Consider the following 16,173-nt stretch of genomic DNA (forward strand, 5'->3'; position numbering starts at 1 on the left):
GGGATGTCTCCCCACGCGTGACGGGCGGCGAACCACGGTGCAGGGTGGGGAGCACACGGTGCAGGGTGGGGAGCACACGGTGCAGGGTGGGGAGCACACGGTGCAGGGTGGGGAACACATGGATGAACCGGTCTGTGAGCAAGGTCCCAGCGTGGGGCACTCCACCCGACGCACGGCCGCAGCTACAGTCCGTGGCAAGGGTCGGCTGTACTGGCGAGTAACCAAGAACGCGGAGGCACACACCATGGCGCGCGAGTCGGAGTCCGGGCTGCCCATCGAGCCGGTCTACGGACCGGACGCCCTTGAGGGCTGGGACCCGGCCGAGAAGCTGGGCGAGCCGGGGTCGTACCCGTTCACCCGCGGCGTGTACCCCACGATGTACACCGGGCGCCCCTGGACCATGCGCCAGTACGCCGGCTTCGGCACGGCGGTGGAGTCCAACGCCCGCTACAAGCAGCTGATCGCCAACGGCACGATGGGCCTGTCCGTCGCCTTCGACCTGCCCACCCAGATGGGTCACGACTCCGACGCGCCCATCGCGCACGGCGAGGTCGGCAAGGTGGGCGTGGCCATCGACTCGATCGACGACATGCGGGTGCTGTTCGACGGCATTCCGCTGGACAAGGTCTCGACGTCGATGACCATCAACGCGCCGGCCGCCCTGCTGCTGCTCCTGTACCAGCTGGTGGCGGAGGAGCAGGGGGTGCCGGCAGGCCAGCTCACCGGCACGATCCAGAACGACGTGCTGAAGGAGTACATCGCGCGGGGAACATACATCTTCCCCCCGAAGCCCTCCCTCCGTCTGATCGCGGACATCTTCAAGTACTGCAAGGCCGAGATCCCGAAGTGGAACACCATTTCGATCTCCGGCTACCACATGGCGGAGGCGGGTGCCTCCCCCGCGCAGGAGATCGCGTTCACGCTGGCGGACGGCATCGAGTACGTCCGCACGGCGGTCGCGGCCGGCATGGACGTCGACGACTTCGCCCCCCGTCTTTCGTTCTTCTTCGTCGCCCGTACGACGATCCTGGAGGAGGTCGCCAAGTTCCGCGCGGCCCGCCGGATCTGGGCGCGGGTGATGAAGGAGGAGTTCGGCGCGAAGAACCCCAAGTCGCAGATGCTGCGCTTCCACACGCAGACGGCGGGCGTGCAGCTGACGGCCCAGCAGCCGGAGGTGAACCTGGTCCGTGTCGCCGTCCAGGGCCTGGCGGCGGTGCTCGGCGGCACCCAGTCCCTGCACACCAACTCCTTCGACGAGGCGATCGCCCTCCCGACCGACAAGTCCGCGCGCCTGGCCCTGCGCACGCAGCAGGTCCTGGCGTACGAGACGGACGTGACCGCGACGGTCGACCCCTTCGCCGGGTCCTACGTCATCGAGAAGATGACGGACGACGTCGAGGCGGCCGCCCTCGAGCTGATGCAGAAGGTCGAGGACCTCGGCGGCGCGGTCAACGCCATCGAGCGCGGCTTCCAGAAGAACGAGATCGAGCGCAGCGCGTACCGCATCGCCCAGGAAACGGACAGCGGCGAGCGGGTGGTCGTCGGCGTCAACCGCTTCCAGCTCGACGAGGAGGAGCCGTACGAGCCCCTCCGCGTCGACCCGGCCATCGAGGCCCAGCAGGCGGAGCGGCTCGCGAAGCTGCGCGCGGAGCGGGACCAGCCGACGGTGGACTCCGCCCTGGCGGCCCTGAAGAAGGCTGCCGAGGGCGAGGACAACGTCCTGTACCCGATGAAGGACGCCCTGCGCGCCCGGGCGACGGTGGGCGAGGTGTGCAACGCGCTGCGGGAGGTCTGGGGGAACTACGTGCCGTCGGATGCGTTCTGAGCTGGGCAATTCGTCCGTGCGGGTGACCGGGGGGCGGAATCCGCACGCCCTCGGTGCGCTCGTGGGCCCCGAAATGGAGGATGCCGTGCTGTCCTGCAACACGAGCTGACGTTGGGCGAGGCCGCCGACCTGCTCTCCCGTGCACTGCCTGGGCACCGCGTGGAGATTCTCCAGGGGAGGCTCACTGTGACACCGCCGCCGGACGGCTCGTGACGGCACATACTCCGACCCCCAGCGCTTCAAGCGCGGCCAGAGCGTGACCGTGCCGGAAACCGTCGGCGTCCGCGTCGCACTCGCGGTGGACACCCTCATCGACGGCTGACCGCGCCGTCTCGCCACCCGAAACCCGGAATCGGAGTGTCGTACCCGCGTGCGACACTCCTTTTCATGTTCGGCGTCATCGATCTCCCCACCTACCTGGCGGGCCTCCTCCTCATCGTCCTGCTCCCCGGGCCCAACTCCCTGTACGTGCTCTCCGTCGCCGCCCGACGCGGCATCCGGGCCGGGTACACCGCCGCGGCCGGGGTGTGGTGCGGGGACACGGTGCTGATGACGCTGTCGGCCGCAGGAGTCGCCTCGCTGCTCAAGGCGAACGCCGTGCTCTTCGGGATCGTGAAGTACGCCGGGGCCGGATATCTGACGTGGCTCGCCATAGGCATGCTGCGGGCCGCGTGGGGGATGTGGCGCACCCGGCACGAGCGGGTCGCCGCCGACGAGGCTCCGGCCGCCCCCGCTCCCGCCGAGGAGCGGCCCTACCGCCGCGCCCTCGTCATCAGCCTCTTCAATCCGAAGGCGATCCTGTTCTTCGTCGCCTTCTTCGTGCAGTTCGTCGACCCGGGCTACGCCTACCCGGCCCTCTCCTTCGTCGTGCTCGGCGCCTTCGCCCAGCTGGCGAGCTTCCTCTACCTCAGCGTGCTGATATTCAGCGGTACCAGGCTGGCCGCCGCCTTCCGCCGCCGCAAGCGCCTGTCGGCGTGGGCGACGTCGGCGGCGGGTGCGCTGTTCCTGGGCTTCGCGGTGAAGCTGTCCCTCGCCAGCGCGTAGGCGGAAGCCCCCTTGGTGGTCGCGGGAATCGAGGCGCGGTATGGGATCGACTGAGCAGGTCGGTCCGTCCGCTTCGGTCAGCCCGCTCCGGTCAGCGCGCCGTCGAGCGCCGGCCGGAGCGGGCGTTGCGCAGCGCGCGGGTGAGGACCGGCGGCAGCAGGTCGGCGACGATCCGGCGGCTGCGGCTGCGGCTGCGGCTGCGGCTGCGGGGCCGGCCCGAGGCCTGCTGCGGGACGGCCGGCGCGGACGGCGGCGCGGGCTGCTGCCGTACGGTCGGCTCGGCCGCAGCGGGTTCGGCGTCCGCGTACCGGGAGGGCGGGAAGGGCGGGGCCTGCATGCCCTTGGACTTGAGGCGGACGATGCGGTGCCCGGCCGCCTGCTGCACGCTCAGGTGACAGTCCTCCCGGCCGCGCACCATCGCCAGCAGCTCCTCCTGTACGGGCCCGGGATCGTCCCAGGTGCCGTACAGCTTCTGCGTGCTCAGACAGATGGGGCGCAATCCCCTGGTGAGCACGGCCTCCCAGACGGCGACGGAGACGCCGGGCGTGTGCTCCGAGCGGAAGTCGTCCAGGACGACGACACCGCCGGGCAGCAGCGCCTCGCGGGCGGCGCCGATGTCGTCGTACACGTGCTCGTACAGGTGCGAGGCGTCGATGTGGACGAACCGGCAGGAGCGGGGCGCCACTTCGGCCGGCACCAGCGAGCTGGGGCCCTGCAGGACGCGGGGCAGCTCGTCGTGGAAGGCGAGGTAGTTCTTCTCGAACGCCCGCCGGGTGAGCGCCCCGTACGACTTCGCCGACTCCGCCCGGTTGGCGTCGTCGGGCGCGTCGCCCTCGAAGAGGTCGCACACCGTGTAACGCTCGCCCGGTCGCAGACGGCGGCCGAGGAAGATCGCGCTCTTGCCCATGTACACCCCGACTTCCAGCAGGTCGCCCCGCACTCCGGCGGACTCCTGCCGGTGCAGGAACCAGTCGAAGAGCGTCTGGTCGAGGACGGGGAACCAGCCGGGTACGTCGTCGAGCCGGCGGGGCGGTCGGGTCGTTTCTGGTGCGGCGGTCATGAGGTCGGAGCACTCCCTTGCGCGGACGGACCTGTGCGGAACTGCACAGCGCCTGCCCGGAGGAGCTCGGCCAAACGTGCGCCCAGGTGAACTGCGGGCCAATTCCTGTGCGTCATGTGTGCGGCGTGCCCTTCGGTTCGGGTGCGGACCACGCGGGACCCGCCGACAGTTACGTGGTGCGGCTGACGAGCCGGCCGTCGTGCCTGCCGCCGATCTCGAAGACACCCGTCTCCAGCAGCAGCGAGGTGTCCTCGTCGATGACCAGGTGGCTGCGCCGGTCCGCGACAGCCAGCTCGACCGCCGTTCCCCGGCGGCCGGCGCTGTCCCTGGCCGGGCCGCGCAGCCGGACACCGGGAATCTGAGCGAGCAGGTCGTACAGCGCGGCGCGCGGCCGGGGGCTTGAGGGGGCGCGGGAGAGCAGCGCGTCGATGCCGTTGAAGAGGGCCTCCCGGACGCCCGGTTGCGGCCTGCTACCGACGAGGCGGGCCTTGAGGGCGGCCGGTGTGGTGGGCAGCGTGCGCAGCTCGTCCCAGGTGATGTCCTTGCCCGCGACGCTCCAGCTCCTCCTGCGGCCGTACGGAGGACGGCCGCACCCGGTTATGGACGGGCGGGTACGGGAGCGTTCGGCCCGGGAGACGGTTTTCGGACAGTCGGCGGGCCGCCGACTACAGCCGCGGCTTCGACAGCGCCGTGCGCAGCTTCGGCGTCAGCCGCTCCTCCACGTACCGGTTCAGCAGCCAGGCCAGCAGCAGCATCGCGGCGACCGTCAGCAGGAAGGTGCCGTACGACGGTATGCCCAGGTCCCGGTGCAGGGCCTTGATGACGACCCAGCCCAGGTGTTCGTGGACGAGGTAGAAGGGGTACGTCAGTGCGCCCGCGACCGTCAGCCAGCGCCAGTTCGCCCAGCTCAGCCAGCCGAGCGCGATCGCGGCGACGGCGAGGAATCCGAGGGTGACGACGAGGACGATGCCGTAGGAGCTGCGGTAGGAGAAGGCGTGGACGCTTGGGGCGTGCCACAGGCGCTGGACCGCGTAGTGCTGGCCGATCAGCCAACTCACGGCCACGATGCCCCAGGCGTACGCGTCCCGCCGGTCCCGGTGGACGAGGTAGAGGCCCACGCCGCCGATGAAGAACGGTGCGTACTCGGGCATCAGGACGATGTCGAGCAGCGGCTGCTTCGCGCCCTGCGCGATGGCCGCGGCGAGTGTCCAGCCGGCGCAGAACAGGATCACGCGCCGGCGGTTCGCGCCCGGCAGCACGATGCACAGCGCGAACAGGGCGTAGAAGCGGATCTCCGCCCACAGGGTCCAGCACACGCCCAGCACCCGGTCCACGCCCAGCGGCTGCTGCAGCATCGTGAGGTTGACCAGCGCGTCGCTCGGCGACACCGCCTTGTACGTCACCACCGGCAGTGCGAAGACCGCCGTGACGAGGATGATCGCCGCCCAGTACGCGGGCAGCAGCCGGGAGGCGCGGGAGGCGAAGAACGAGCGCAGCGGCCGGCCCCAGCCGCTCATGCAGATGACGAAGCCGCTGATCACGAAGAACACCTGCACACCCAGGCAGCCGTACGCGAACAGCAGGTGCAGCATGGGGAACTGGTGCTTCGGCGAGGTGCCCCAGGCCTGCGCGACCTCGCCGTCCCGGCCGCCGTAGTGGTACGCCGCCACCATCAGCGCGGCCACCAGTCGCAGCCCGTCGAGCGCGCGCAGCCGGGTCTCCCGGCGCTTGGGCGGCTTCGGCGGGTCCGGCGGCAAAGGCGTGTCGGCGGCGGGCGGCAGGACGGTGCGGACCATGGCGCCCGTTGAGGTCCCTCGGGTGTCCTCGGGCGTGTCGATCACAGGCTTCCCCTCAATGGGACTCAGACGGTCCACAGCACCCTAGAACGCCTGTCTGACGTGTGGGTGTTGACAAAGGAGTCCTTCGACGGGCCGTCCGCAGGAGTTCACCTGGGTGTCGTTTCGGTGTCCGGGGTTCTTCGGAATCGCCGCAGGAATCACGGGCCGGGTCATGGCGACCCGGCCCGTGTCGAGGAGTGTGGCAGTCGAGGAGCGCGGCTCAGCGGCCCACCGCACGCCCCAGCGAGCGCGCACGGCGGGCCACCCGCCGTACCGTCGCGTTGCGCGGGATGAAGGCCAGCTGCGCGGGGACGGCGCCGGGCAGGGCCAGGGAGGTGAGGCGGCGGCGTTTGAAGTAGCGCCGGGTGCGCGGGGACAGGTGCCGCGACAGATACCTCTCCGCGTCCGCACGCAGATCCGGGTAGATCTTCGGCTGCATCGCGTAGGAGACGGCCCGCACGAGGCCGGTCAGCGCCTCCACGTCCATGCCCTGCCGCTGCTCGGTGACCGCCGCGCCCTCGCCCAGGTCGGGCAGCAGCGCGTCGACGATGGTCACCGGCACACGGTTGCTGTTCTCGTACGGCGTCAGCCGCTCCAGGAGCGTGCCGGTGCCGGTGCGGGCGACCGGCAGGCCGTACAGCGCGGACGCGGTGAGCAGCGCGGTGGAGAAGCAGCCGACGACCAGCGCGGGACGCATCCGCTGGTAGAGGACCTCGGCGAGGACCGGGGTGTCGAGCACGGTGAGCTCTGCGCCGAGCTTCTCGGCCTCCTTCTCCAGGGCGCGTGACCAGCGGGCCGGGGCCGAGGGGTGCGGTTTGAACACCACGCGCGTGTGGCCGAGGTGCACCGCGCCCTTCAGCATCCGCACGTGCAGCTCTTCCTCCTCCTCGGCGGTGAGGATGCCGAGCGCGGAGAGGTACTGGCCGAGCAGCAGGGCCGGTTCGTCGACCCGGGGCAAGTCGTCGCCGGTGTCGACGAGTTCGGCCAGCACCTTCACGAAGGCGTCCGTCGGCACGAGCTCCGGCTCGACGCCGAACTCGGTGAGCAGCACGGGCTTCAGGCCCGGCACCAGGTCCAGGTGCAGCAGCCGGTCGATGCGGGTGCCGACCAGCGGGTCGATCTTGTTGCGGGTGGGGCCGTAGCTCATCAGGCCGTCGGCGTAGACGGTGATGGGCGCGCCGGTGAAGATCTGCGCGACGCCGAGCGCCGGGTTGACCTGGATCGACTCGACGGCCAGCGCCACGTCGTCGTCGCCGAGATTCCACAGCAGCCGCAGGTGCCGCTCCCACAGCGGGACGTCGTCCAGGCGCGGGGCCCAACCGCCCGGGTGGAAGGGGGAGATGGTCTCGTTCCACGACACCACGTCGTCGAACCGCTCCCGCAGCCGCTCGAAGCCCGGCATCTCGTCCAGGCCCGGGGTCGTCTCGGGCGTCGCCGCGTTGTTGCAGACCAGCAGGATGCGGCGGTCGGCGGGCCGGAAGCAGTCGGAGTCGAGGGCGGCGGCGAGGGTGGCGGTGCCGTACAGCGTCGACGCCAGGAAGATCTGCGTGGTCACGCGGCGACCCCCGTGGCGGCCGGACGGCGGCGCAGTCTGCGCAGCCGCGTCGCGCGCTGGACGTCCATGGAGTCGAGCGCCTCGTCGAGGATGTCCTGCGGCATGCGCCGCAGGGCGCCCGCGCTGAGCGACTTCAGTTTCCGTGCCACCGGCGGCTCGAACCTTTCGATGGAACCCAGATGATGGGAAATGATGGCGCAATATGTACGGACGGCCTTGGGCAGGAGTTTGTCCGCGTCCCGGTCCTGGGCCGTTTCCTCGATGACCTGGTCGAACGCACGAATGAAATCCAGTTGGCGCACATCCCCGATCTGGGTGAGCGAGGAGGCGACACCGCGCCGGTAGTAGACGCCGAGCAGGCCCACCGTGGCGAAGGATTCCGCCTCCCGGTGCAGCTTCCAGATCCACGGCCGGTCCTCGGCCGTGCGCAGACCGTCGGTGAAGTGCAGCAGCCCACGGTCGACCAGCCGGCGGTGATAGATGCCCGCCCAGGCGTACGCGTAGTCGACCGACGTGGACCGGTCGGCCGGCAGGATCGCCTCCCGCGGGTTCATCACCACACCCCGCCGGCCGTGCGGGACGCGGTGGATGGTGCGCGCCCGGGCGGTGCACTGCACATGGTCGGTGCGCACGAAGTCACAGCCCAACTCCTCTATGGCGGCGAGCAGTTGGGGGTAGTAACCGGGGGCGAGCCAGTCGTCGCCGTCCAGGAACGTCAGGTACTCGCCGCGCGCCTTGTCGATCCCGGTGTTGCGGGCGGTCGCCAGCCCTCCGTTCTGCTCGTGTCTGACATGCACCGCACCCGGCAGCTCGCGCTCCGCGCGCGCGAGAATGTCCGGTGTCTCGTCGCGCGAGCAGTCGTCGACGAGAATGAATTCGAAGTCCTCACGTGCGTTCGCACGCAGGCTCTTCAAGGTGTCGGGCGCGTATTGCTGCACGTTGTAGAACGGCACGATGACGGAGAGCTTGACCACGCAGGTGACGTTAAAGGGCAGCCCGTCATCCGTCTTTACCTCCAGCTTGATGCTCGGTGAACGACGCGTGGCGAAGCCGTGAACCCGACCTTTTCGTGGGCCGATCCGGGCCCGATTCGCCATTCGTCGATGTGCTGTTAACCGTTTGTTGCATTCGGGTTGGGCGGAACCTAGGAATGCCTTCCTACGGTCTTCGACGTGCCAGCAAGTGCAACGAAGGCCCTGCGAGTCGCCGTCCTCGCGGATTCCGACACCCGGTGGAAATGGGGCGCGCTCACCGCGAACCGCATCGCTTCCGGCGGAGCCCGCGACTCCTCCGAACCGGACATCCGGCTCGACGGCTACCTCCTGCGGGGCCGAGCCACCCCCACCGCCCGCCAGCTGAAGGAAGTCGGCGTCCGCGCGGACTCCCTGCGCGAGGTGACCGCGGTCGAGTTCCTGCGCGCCATGGCCGAGAGCGCCGCGAGCGAGGAGCCGTACGACGTCCTCGTCCTCGCCCTCGTGGGCGGCGGCGTGCAGGCGATGCTGCACGGACTGAAGCGGGTGTGGGAAGGCCGGAAGGAGCGGCCCGTCGTCGTCACCGGTTACGTCGGCGTCGTCTACGAGAAGCTCGCCGACGGCCTGCTGCTGCGGCACGGCGCCGACCTGGTGCTCGCCAACTCCCGCCAGGACGCGGACCGTTTCCGGGCCGTGTACGAGGGGGTGGGCGCCGACGCCTCGGCGGTCACGGAGGTGGCGCTGCCGTTCCTCGGCGGCGCGCCCTACACCGGTGAACACGACCCGTACACCGTGGTGTTCGCCGCGCAGCCCTCCGTCCCGGAGAGCCGCAAGGACCGTACGTACCTGCTGAACCGGCTGATCCAGCACGCGCGGCTGCACCCGAACCGCGAGGTGCTGCTCAAGCTGCGCTCCAAGCCGGGCGAACACACCACGCACATCGAGGAACTGCCCTACCAGAAGCTGGCGCAGAAGACCGACCTGCCGCCCAACTTCCGCCTGGTGTATGGACACATGGGCGAGGTCCTGGACCGCACCGACCTGCTGGTGACGGTCAGTTCCACCGCCGCCCTGGAGGCGCTGCACCGCCGCATCCCCACCGTCGTCCTCACCGACCTGGGCGTGCGCGAGGTGCTCGGCAACCACCACTTCGTCGGCTCCGGCTGCCTCGCCTCCTGGGACCAGCTGGACGCCGGACACCGCCCGGCGCCCGACGAGGAGTGGGTGGCCCGGCAGGGCGTCGCCGCCGACGGGTCGTACACCACGGCCTTCGACGCGGCCCGCAAGCGGATCGCCGAGCTGCTGGACCGGCCCGGGGGGCTGCCGCCCCTCACCCCGTACTACACACCCGCGACGGCGCCCGGCTACCTGCCCGGAATCCTCGCCCGTCACCACCTCGGTCCCGACGGCTCCCCGCTGCCGGGTGCCCCCGCCGCCGACAGGGAGCCGGGCCCGGTCCGGCAGATCGTCCGCCGCGCGGCCCGCGGCGCCTACCGCCACGGCGTGCAGCGCGTGGCGCCCGTGATCCGACGGCTGGGAGAGCTGTGAGCGACCGGATCGCACGTCAAGGAGTGGAGCCCATGTCCAACCCGGTAGCGGGCCACGGCGCCCCGGTGCGCCGCGTGCTCGCGGTGATTCCCGCGCGCGGCGGCTCCAAGGGCGTGCCCGCGAAGAACCTCGCCCCCGTCGGCGGGCTGCCCCTGGTGGCCCGCGCCGTGCGCGAGTGCCGCGCGGCCCGGCTGGTGACCGACGTCGTGGTCTCCACCGACGACCAGGCCATCGCGGCCGCCGCCCGCCAGGCCGGCGCCGAGGTCGTGCTGCGGCCCGCCGCCATCGCCGGCGACACCGCCACCTCCGAGGCCGCCGTGCTGCACGCCATGGACGCCCACGAGGCGCTGCACGGCGTCCCGGTCGACGTCGTCCTGCTCGTGCAGTGCACCAGCCCGTTCCTCGTCCGTGAGGACGTCGACGGAGTGGCGGCCGCCGTTGTCGAGAACGGCGCCGACACCGCGGTGACCGTGGCGCCCTTCCACGGCTTCATCTGGCGGGACGCGGCCGACGACCCGGCAGTGGTCGAGCCCGCGCGTGCCGACGAGGCCGGCGGCGGCACGAAGGTCACCAACTCGACGGCAACCGAGGGCGGTTACGGCGTCAACCACGACAAGTCCTTCCGTCCGCGTCGCCAGGACCGCCCCCAGGACCTGCTGGAGACCGGCGCCGCCTACGCGATGGATGCGGCCGGCTTCCGCGAGCACCGGCACCGCTTCTTCGGCCGTACGGAACTCGTGCGCACCGACCCCGCGCGCGTCCTGGAGATCGACGACCCGCACGACCTCGCCCGCGCGCGGGCGCTGGCCCCCCTCTTCGACGCGGACCGGCCCGGTTCGCTCCCGACCGCCGACGACATCGACGCGGTCGTACTCGACTTCGACGGCACCCAGACCGACGACAGGGTGCTGATCGACTCCGACGGACGGGAGTTCGTCTCCGTGCACCGCGGGGACGGCCTCGGCATCGCGGCCCTGCGCAAGAGCGGCCTGAAGATGCTGATCCTGTCCACGGAACAGAACCCGGTCGTCGCCGCCCGCGCCCGGAAGCTGAAGCTCCCGGTGCTGCACGGCATCGACCGCAAGGACCTCGCGCTGAAGCAGTGGTGCGAGGAGCAGGGCATCGCGCCGGAGCGCGTGCTCTACGTCGGCAACGACGTCAATGACCTCCCGTGCTTCGCCCTCGTCGGCTGGCCCGTGGCGGTCGCGAGCGCCCACGACGTCGTGCGCGGCGCCGCACGTGCGGTCACCACCGTCCCCGGTGGCGACGGCGCGATCCGAGAGATCGCCAGCTGGATCCTCGGCCCCTCTCTCGATTCCCTCACCAAGTAAGGACATCTCCTGCCATGAGCACCAACTCCCGTATCCGCACCCTGGGTTCGCGTGAGGTCGGCCCCGGCCGCCCCGTCTACATCACCGGCGAGATCGGCATCAACCACAACGGCGACATCGAGAACGCCTTCAAGCTGATTGACGTGGCCGCCGAGGCCGGCTGCGACGCCGTCAAGTTCCAGAAGCGCACCCCGGAGATCTGCACCCCGCGTGACCAGTGGGACATCGAGCGCGACACCCCCTGGGGCCGGATGACCTACATCGACTACCGCCACCGCGTGGAGTTCGGCGAGGACGAGTACCGCCAGATCGACGAGTACTGCAAGCAGAAGGGCATCGCCTGGTTCGCGTCCCCGTGGGACACCGAGGCGGTCGCCTTCCTGGAGAAGTTCGACGTACCGGCGCACAAGGTGGCCTCCGCGTCCCTGACGGACGACGAGCTGCTGCGCGCCCTGCGCGCCACCGGCCGCACGATCATCCTCTCCACCGGCATGTCGACGCCGAAGCAGATCCGCCACGCGGTCGAGGTCCTGGGCAGCGAGAACATCCTGCTCTGCCACGCCACGTCGACCTACCCGGCCAAGGCCGAGGAGCTGAACCTCCGCGTGATCAACACGCTGGAGCGGGAGTACCCGAACGTCCCGATCGGCTACTCCGGCCACGAGACCGGCCTGCAGACCACGCTGGCGGCGGTCGCGCTGGGCGCGGTGTTCGTCGAGCGCCACATCACCCTGGACCGCGCGATGTGGGGTTCGGACCAGGCCGCCTCCGTGGAGCCGCAGGGCCTCCAGCGCCTCGTCCGCGACATCCGCACGATCGAGGCGTCCCTGGGCGACGGCGTGAAGAAGGTCTACGAGTCCGAGCTCGGCCCGATGAAGAAGCTGCGCCGTGTCGCCGGCGTCGTCGCCGAGGCGGAGATCGCCGCGGCGGCGGGCGAGCCGGTCGCGGTGTGAGACCCAGCCACTTACGACGGGACGGTCGTACGTCGATGAGCCCCCGCGCCGGGTCGGCCGGCACCACCCCCCACAGCTCCCGCACCCTCGCCTTCGTCGAGAGCCCGGTACAGCTGCTCAACGTGCTGGAGTGGGCGCACGCCCACGCCCTCGAGGCAGACTGGACGGCCTCGGGTGCGGAGCTGGTCCCGGCCCAGACGCGGCGCACCGCGGACCCCGGTCCGCCGCCGGCCGGCGCGGGGCTCACCCTCGTCGTCCTGTCCCCGACCGACCCGATGACCCGCGGCCAGCTGCGGCGCATGTCCGAGCTGGCCCGCGACGAGGGTCACGAGGTCCGCTGGGAGGAGGCACGGGGCGGGACGACGGCGCCGTTCCACACGATCGGCGGCCTGACCCCGCTGCTGCGCAGAGCCGACCGGGTGGTGATGGGCGACCCCTTCTCCCGCTACGTCCAGCTGCTGCTGACCATCACGAAGGCCCGCGACCTGGTCGTCGTGGACGACGGCACCGCGACGATGGAGTTCGTCGCCCAACTGGCCCGCGGCGAACGCCTGGTCCGCTGGCACCGCAAGGGCGGCCGCCCGGGTCCCCGGGACCTCCTCTTCGCCCCGGTGTCGTCGTCGGCCCGTCGCCGCCTGACGCCACGGGAGGGCCGCCGGGTGGAGATCTTCTCGTCGATGCCGATCGACGAGACCCCGGACGGCGTGACGGTCACCGCGAACGACTTCGGCTGGACCCGCGCCCGCTTCGGCCCGCCCCGCATCACGGGGAGCGCGGACATGGTGGGCACATCCCTCGTCGAGACGGGCGTGGTGGACGGCGAGCGGTACCTGGCGGCCGTCCGCACCCTGGCCAGGGCACACGGCGCGACGCGCTACTTCGCGCACCGCCGCGAACGCGCGGAGAAGCTGCACAGGCTGGCCGCGGAGACGGGACTGGAAGTCGTCCGCCCCGACCTCCCCCTGGAACTGATCGCCCGCCGGGGCCCCATCGGCCGTACGATCCTCAGCTTCCCCTCCACGGTCGTCCACACGCTCCCGCTGGCCCTGGCCGGCACCGAGGTGAAGGTCGCGGTCTGCGACATCGACCCGACCTGGCTGACGGAGCACGCGTCCCCGCGGGCACAGGGCTTCCTGTCGGGGGTGACGGGAACGGCCCGGGACGTGCACCGGTTGGCGGCGGTCAGCGTGGTGTAGCCGCCGAACCGGACGCCGGACCGACCGTTGAGCGGGTTTCCGGGGCCGGCGGAGGCGGCTTGCGGGCCAGGATGAAGGCCCGCGGGCGTTTTTCGTCCTCGTTCGGTTCGCGGAGGATCTTCGCGTGGAGCTCGAAGCCCGCCTCGGCCAGGGTGCCGGCCACGGCGTCGGGGGCGCGGAAGTAGTAGTCCAGCGACATGTCGTGGCCGAAGCGTTCGGAGAGGTGCAGGTGGTCGTCGTCGCCTGCCTGGAAGGCGAGGAGTACGCAGCCGCCCGGCAGGAGGGTCCTGTGGAACTCGGCGAAGGTGGGCGGGAGGCGGTCGGTGGGGATGTGGATGATCGAGTAGAGGGCGGCTATGCCGGCCAGGGTTTCGTCCTGGAGGTCCAGCGACGTCATCGAACCCACGTGGAAGCGGAGACCCGGGTGCGTTCGGCGGGCCAGGGCGACCATGCGGGGGGAGAGGTCGACGCCGAAGACCGGCAGGCCGAGGGCGTGGAGTCGTGCGGTGACGTGGCCGGGGCCGCTGCCCAGGTCTGCTACCGGGGAGGGGGCAGTGCGGGTGGCGGTCGCGGTGGTGCGGACCAGGTCGGCGAAGGCGGTGAGGAGGGCTCGGTCCAGGGGCTTGTCGGCCAGGCCGTCCGGGAAGCGGTCGGCGTAGTCGTGGGCCATGGCGTCGTACGAGGCTCGGGTGGCGTGCAGGAAGTCCGGGGTCGAGTCGGCGTTCGAAGCGCTCACGCAGGCGCACCCTACCGGCGTGGCCGTGGCGCCGCCCGCTCCTCGGGGATTGTCGCGCCCCGTGCGCCGCACGCTCCCGGGGGTGAGGGGTATGCGCAGGCGGAGGCCGGCGGGTGGTTTGAGGCCCGCCGTACCCCAGTAGGCCGAACTTCGTCAGCGTCCCGGGCATCCGTTCCTCGCCGCAGCCGCAGCCGCAGCCGCAGCCGCAGCCGCAGCCGAGCCGAAGCCGAAGCCGAAGCTGCAGCGGCCGCCACAGCCGCTTGCCTCCATGGCGTGGGTACGGGCCCTCGCCCCGGGCCTCACGGCTGCCGCCACCCGCCGCCGCGCCGTCCGGCAGGTGAGCAGATCGGTGTGGCTCGGGCGGCACGTGGTATGCGTGGAGGAGGAAAAAGTGGGAGGGTGTCGGAGTGTGACCGAGGTCACTCTCCGTCGGGTTTCATGATCCACTCGCTCGGAAAGCCGGGCGAGTTTACCCATCCCAGTTGATACCCATGCGTCGGGCGGCCGGTTTTCTTCCCCTAACGGGCTGAAGTTTTGTTGATCGCGGGTCAGTTGACCGTCCAGGCGTCCTACCCTTCAGAGGGTGAAGCAACTGATGTCCCCAGAGTCCGAGGCCGATCTCCCGGGTGATGCCGTTCTCCCCGGCACGCTGTCCGAGGCGCTGCGCGCCGAGCTCGTCGCGTTCCGACGCGACCTGCACATGCACCCGGAGCTCGGCAACCAGGAGTTCCGCACCACCGCCGCGATCAAGGAGCGGCTGGAGAAGGCCGGGCTGAAGCCGCGTGTGCTCGCCGCCGGGACCGGACTCGTCTGTGACGTCGGTGCGGACACGGGGGAATGGAGCGGCGGGGCGGACATGCTCGCCCTGCGCGCGGACATCGACGCCTTGCCCATCCCCGACACCAAGAGTGAGTGCCCGTACCGGTCCACCGTGCCCGACCGTGCCCATGCGTGTGGGCATGACGTGCATACGACCGTCGTCATGGGTACCGGGCTCGTGCTCGCCGAGCTGCACCGGCAGGGGCTGCTGCCCCGGCCCGTGCGGCTGATCTTCCAGCCCGCCGAGGAGGTGCTGCCCGGTGGCGCCGCCGACGCCATCCAGTGCGGGGTGCTGGACGGCGTGGGGCGGATCATCGCCGTGCACTGCGACCCCCGGGTGGACGCCGGGAGGATCGGGTTGCGGCAGGGGGCCATCACGTCGGCGTGCGACCGGCTCGAGGTCGCGCTCGACGGGCCCGGCGGGCACACCGCCCGGCCCCACCTGACCACCGACCTCGTCACCGCCACCGCCCGGGTCGTCACCGACGTGCCCGCGCTCGTCGGCCGGCGGGTCGACACGCGCGCCGGGCTCGCCGTGACCTGGGGACGGATCGAGTCCGGGCACGCCCCGAACGTCATCCCGCAGCACGCAGAGCTCTCCGGCACCGTACGCTGCCTGGACCTCGACGCCTGGCGGCAGGCGCCCGACATCGTGGTCGCCGCGATCGACGAGGTCGCCAACCTGCACAAGGCCAAGTCGGAGATCACCTACGTGCGCGGGGTGCCGCCCGTCGTCAACGACCCGGTGGTGACCGAGCTGCTGCGGGACGCCATGGTGGCCCGGCGTGGGGAGGGGTCCGTCGAGGGCACCGAGCAGAGCCTCGGCGGCGAGGACTTCTCCTGGTACCTCGAACGCGTGCCCGGCGCCATGGCCCGGCTGGGCGTGCGGACGCCGGGGGAGCGGACCGTGCGCGACCTGCACCAGGGCGACTTCGACGCCGACGAGTCCGCGATCACCGTGGGCGTGGAGCTGTTCACGGCCGCCGCGCTGCTGCATCCGACCCGCTGACGGATCTCGGCCTACCGCCAAATGGCACGCGGAAAGGTGCTGGTGGAGGGGTGCCCTGATCGGTGCCCCTTCGTCCGCCTGTGTCACCCGGCCGTAATCGGCGGCACGCAAACGTAACCGGATGTCGGCACGGTTCGATAACGGCCCGGAGAAACCCCGTTCCCCTCCACTTCTACGCGCGTTACTGTGCGCCGAAATCGCCACCTGAGGCGGCACATGGGGAAGCGGGCCGGCGACGGTGCCGTGGGGATGAAGGGTGCTTGCTGTGCGTCTGAACTCTCGGAGGAC

General features: G+C 71.1%; 12 protein-coding genes. 7 read left to right on the forward strand and 5 right to left on the reverse strand.

Going from position 1 to position 16,173, the window contains the following annotated elements:
* Positions 1 to 244 precede the first annotated feature (244 nt).
* Both ABZV31_RS10875 and leuE read left to right on the forward strand, forming a co-directional pair.
* The gene (locus ABZV31_RS10875) at positions 245 to 1,825 is read left to right on the forward strand and encodes a methylmalonyl-CoA mutase family protein (RefSeq protein ID WP_355891012.1); all 1,581 of its coding nucleotides are present in this window, start codon (positions 245 to 247) and stop codon (positions 1,823 to 1,825) included.
* 387 nt (positions 1,826 to 2,212) lie between these two features.
* Positions 2,213 to 2,869, forward strand: a complete 657-nt coding sequence (leuE, locus tag ABZV31_RS10880) for a leucine efflux protein LeuE (protein WP_355891015.1) — start codon at positions 2,213 to 2,215, stop codon at positions 2,867 to 2,869.
* A gap of 91 nt (positions 2,870 to 2,960) precedes the next feature.
* Here the strand turns inward: leuE and ABZV31_RS10885 are convergent, their stop codons facing one another.
* From ABZV31_RS10885 to ABZV31_RS10900, 4 genes are all read right to left on the reverse strand, one after another.
* The gene (locus tag ABZV31_RS10885; RefSeq protein WP_355891018.1) at positions 2,961 to 3,929 is read right to left on the reverse strand and encodes a class I SAM-dependent methyltransferase; all 969 of its coding nucleotides are present in this window, start codon (positions 3,927 to 3,929) and stop codon (positions 2,961 to 2,963) included.
* 665 nt (positions 3,930 to 4,594) lie between these two features.
* Entirely contained in the window at positions 4,595 to 5,770 is a 1,176-nt protein-coding gene (locus ABZV31_RS10890) for an acyltransferase (protein WP_355891021.1), read from the reverse strand.
* A 217-nt stretch (positions 5,771 to 5,987) separates the two neighbouring features.
* Positions 5,988 to 7,322, reverse strand: a complete 1,335-nt coding sequence (locus ABZV31_RS10895) for an alpha-2,8-polysialyltransferase family protein (RefSeq protein WP_355891024.1) — start codon at positions 7,320 to 7,322, stop codon at positions 5,988 to 5,990.
* A complete protein-coding gene (locus ABZV31_RS10900) occupies positions 7,319 to 8,296 on the reverse strand; it encodes a glycosyltransferase family 2 protein (RefSeq protein ID WP_355891027.1) in 978 nt (325 codons plus the stop codon). The genes ABZV31_RS10895 and ABZV31_RS10900 overlap by 4 nt, the downstream gene beginning before the upstream one ends.
* A 198-nt stretch (positions 8,297 to 8,494) precedes the next feature.
* Here ABZV31_RS10900 and ABZV31_RS10905 point away from each other — a divergent pair, with 198 nt between their 5' ends.
* From ABZV31_RS10905 to ABZV31_RS10920, 4 genes are read left to right on the forward strand one after another with little or no spacing between them, the layout of a single operon-like run.
* Complete coding sequence (locus tag ABZV31_RS10905; RefSeq protein ID WP_355891030.1) at positions 8,495 to 9,841, forward strand: DUF6716 putative glycosyltransferase; 1,347 nt, start codon at positions 8,495 to 8,497, stop codon at positions 9,839 to 9,841.
* A 32-nt stretch (positions 9,842 to 9,873) separates the two neighbouring features.
* Positions 9,874 to 11,172 (forward strand): N-acylneuraminate cytidylyltransferase, encoded by a 1,299-nt coding sequence (locus ABZV31_RS10910; protein ID WP_355891033.1) that lies wholly within the window; start codon positions 9,874 to 9,876, stop codon positions 11,170 to 11,172.
* A gap of 14 nt (positions 11,173 to 11,186) precedes the next feature.
* Positions 11,187 to 12,125 carry an N-acetylneuraminate synthase family protein gene (locus tag ABZV31_RS10915; RefSeq protein WP_355891036.1) on the forward strand — a complete coding sequence of 313 codons (939 nt, stop codon included), beginning with the start codon at positions 11,187 to 11,189 and terminating at the stop codon, positions 12,123 to 12,125.
* A 35-nt stretch (positions 12,126 to 12,160) separates the two neighbouring features.
* Entirely contained in the window at positions 12,161 to 13,321 is a 1,161-nt protein-coding gene (locus ABZV31_RS10920; RefSeq protein ID WP_355891039.1) for a hypothetical protein, read from the forward strand.
* Here ABZV31_RS10920 and ABZV31_RS10925 read toward each other — a convergent pair.
* The gene (locus ABZV31_RS10925) at positions 13,308 to 14,057 is read right to left on the reverse strand and encodes a class I SAM-dependent methyltransferase (RefSeq protein ID WP_355891042.1); all 750 of its coding nucleotides are present in this window, start codon (positions 14,055 to 14,057) and stop codon (positions 13,308 to 13,310) included. The genes ABZV31_RS10920 and ABZV31_RS10925 overlap by 14 nt on opposite strands.
* Before the next feature lie 595 nt (positions 14,058 to 14,652).
* On the opposite strand from ABZV31_RS10925, the gene ABZV31_RS10930 reads away from it, so the two are divergent.
* Entirely contained in the window at positions 14,653 to 15,885 is a 1,233-nt protein-coding gene (locus ABZV31_RS10930; RefSeq protein WP_355891044.1) for an amidohydrolase, read from the forward strand.
* Positions 15,886 to 16,173 lie beyond the last annotated feature (288 nt).

It is taken from the genome of Streptomyces sp. NPDC005202 (assembly GCF_040608235.1).
Taxonomy (GTDB): Bacteria; Actinomycetota; Actinomycetes; order Streptomycetales; family Streptomycetaceae; genus Streptomyces.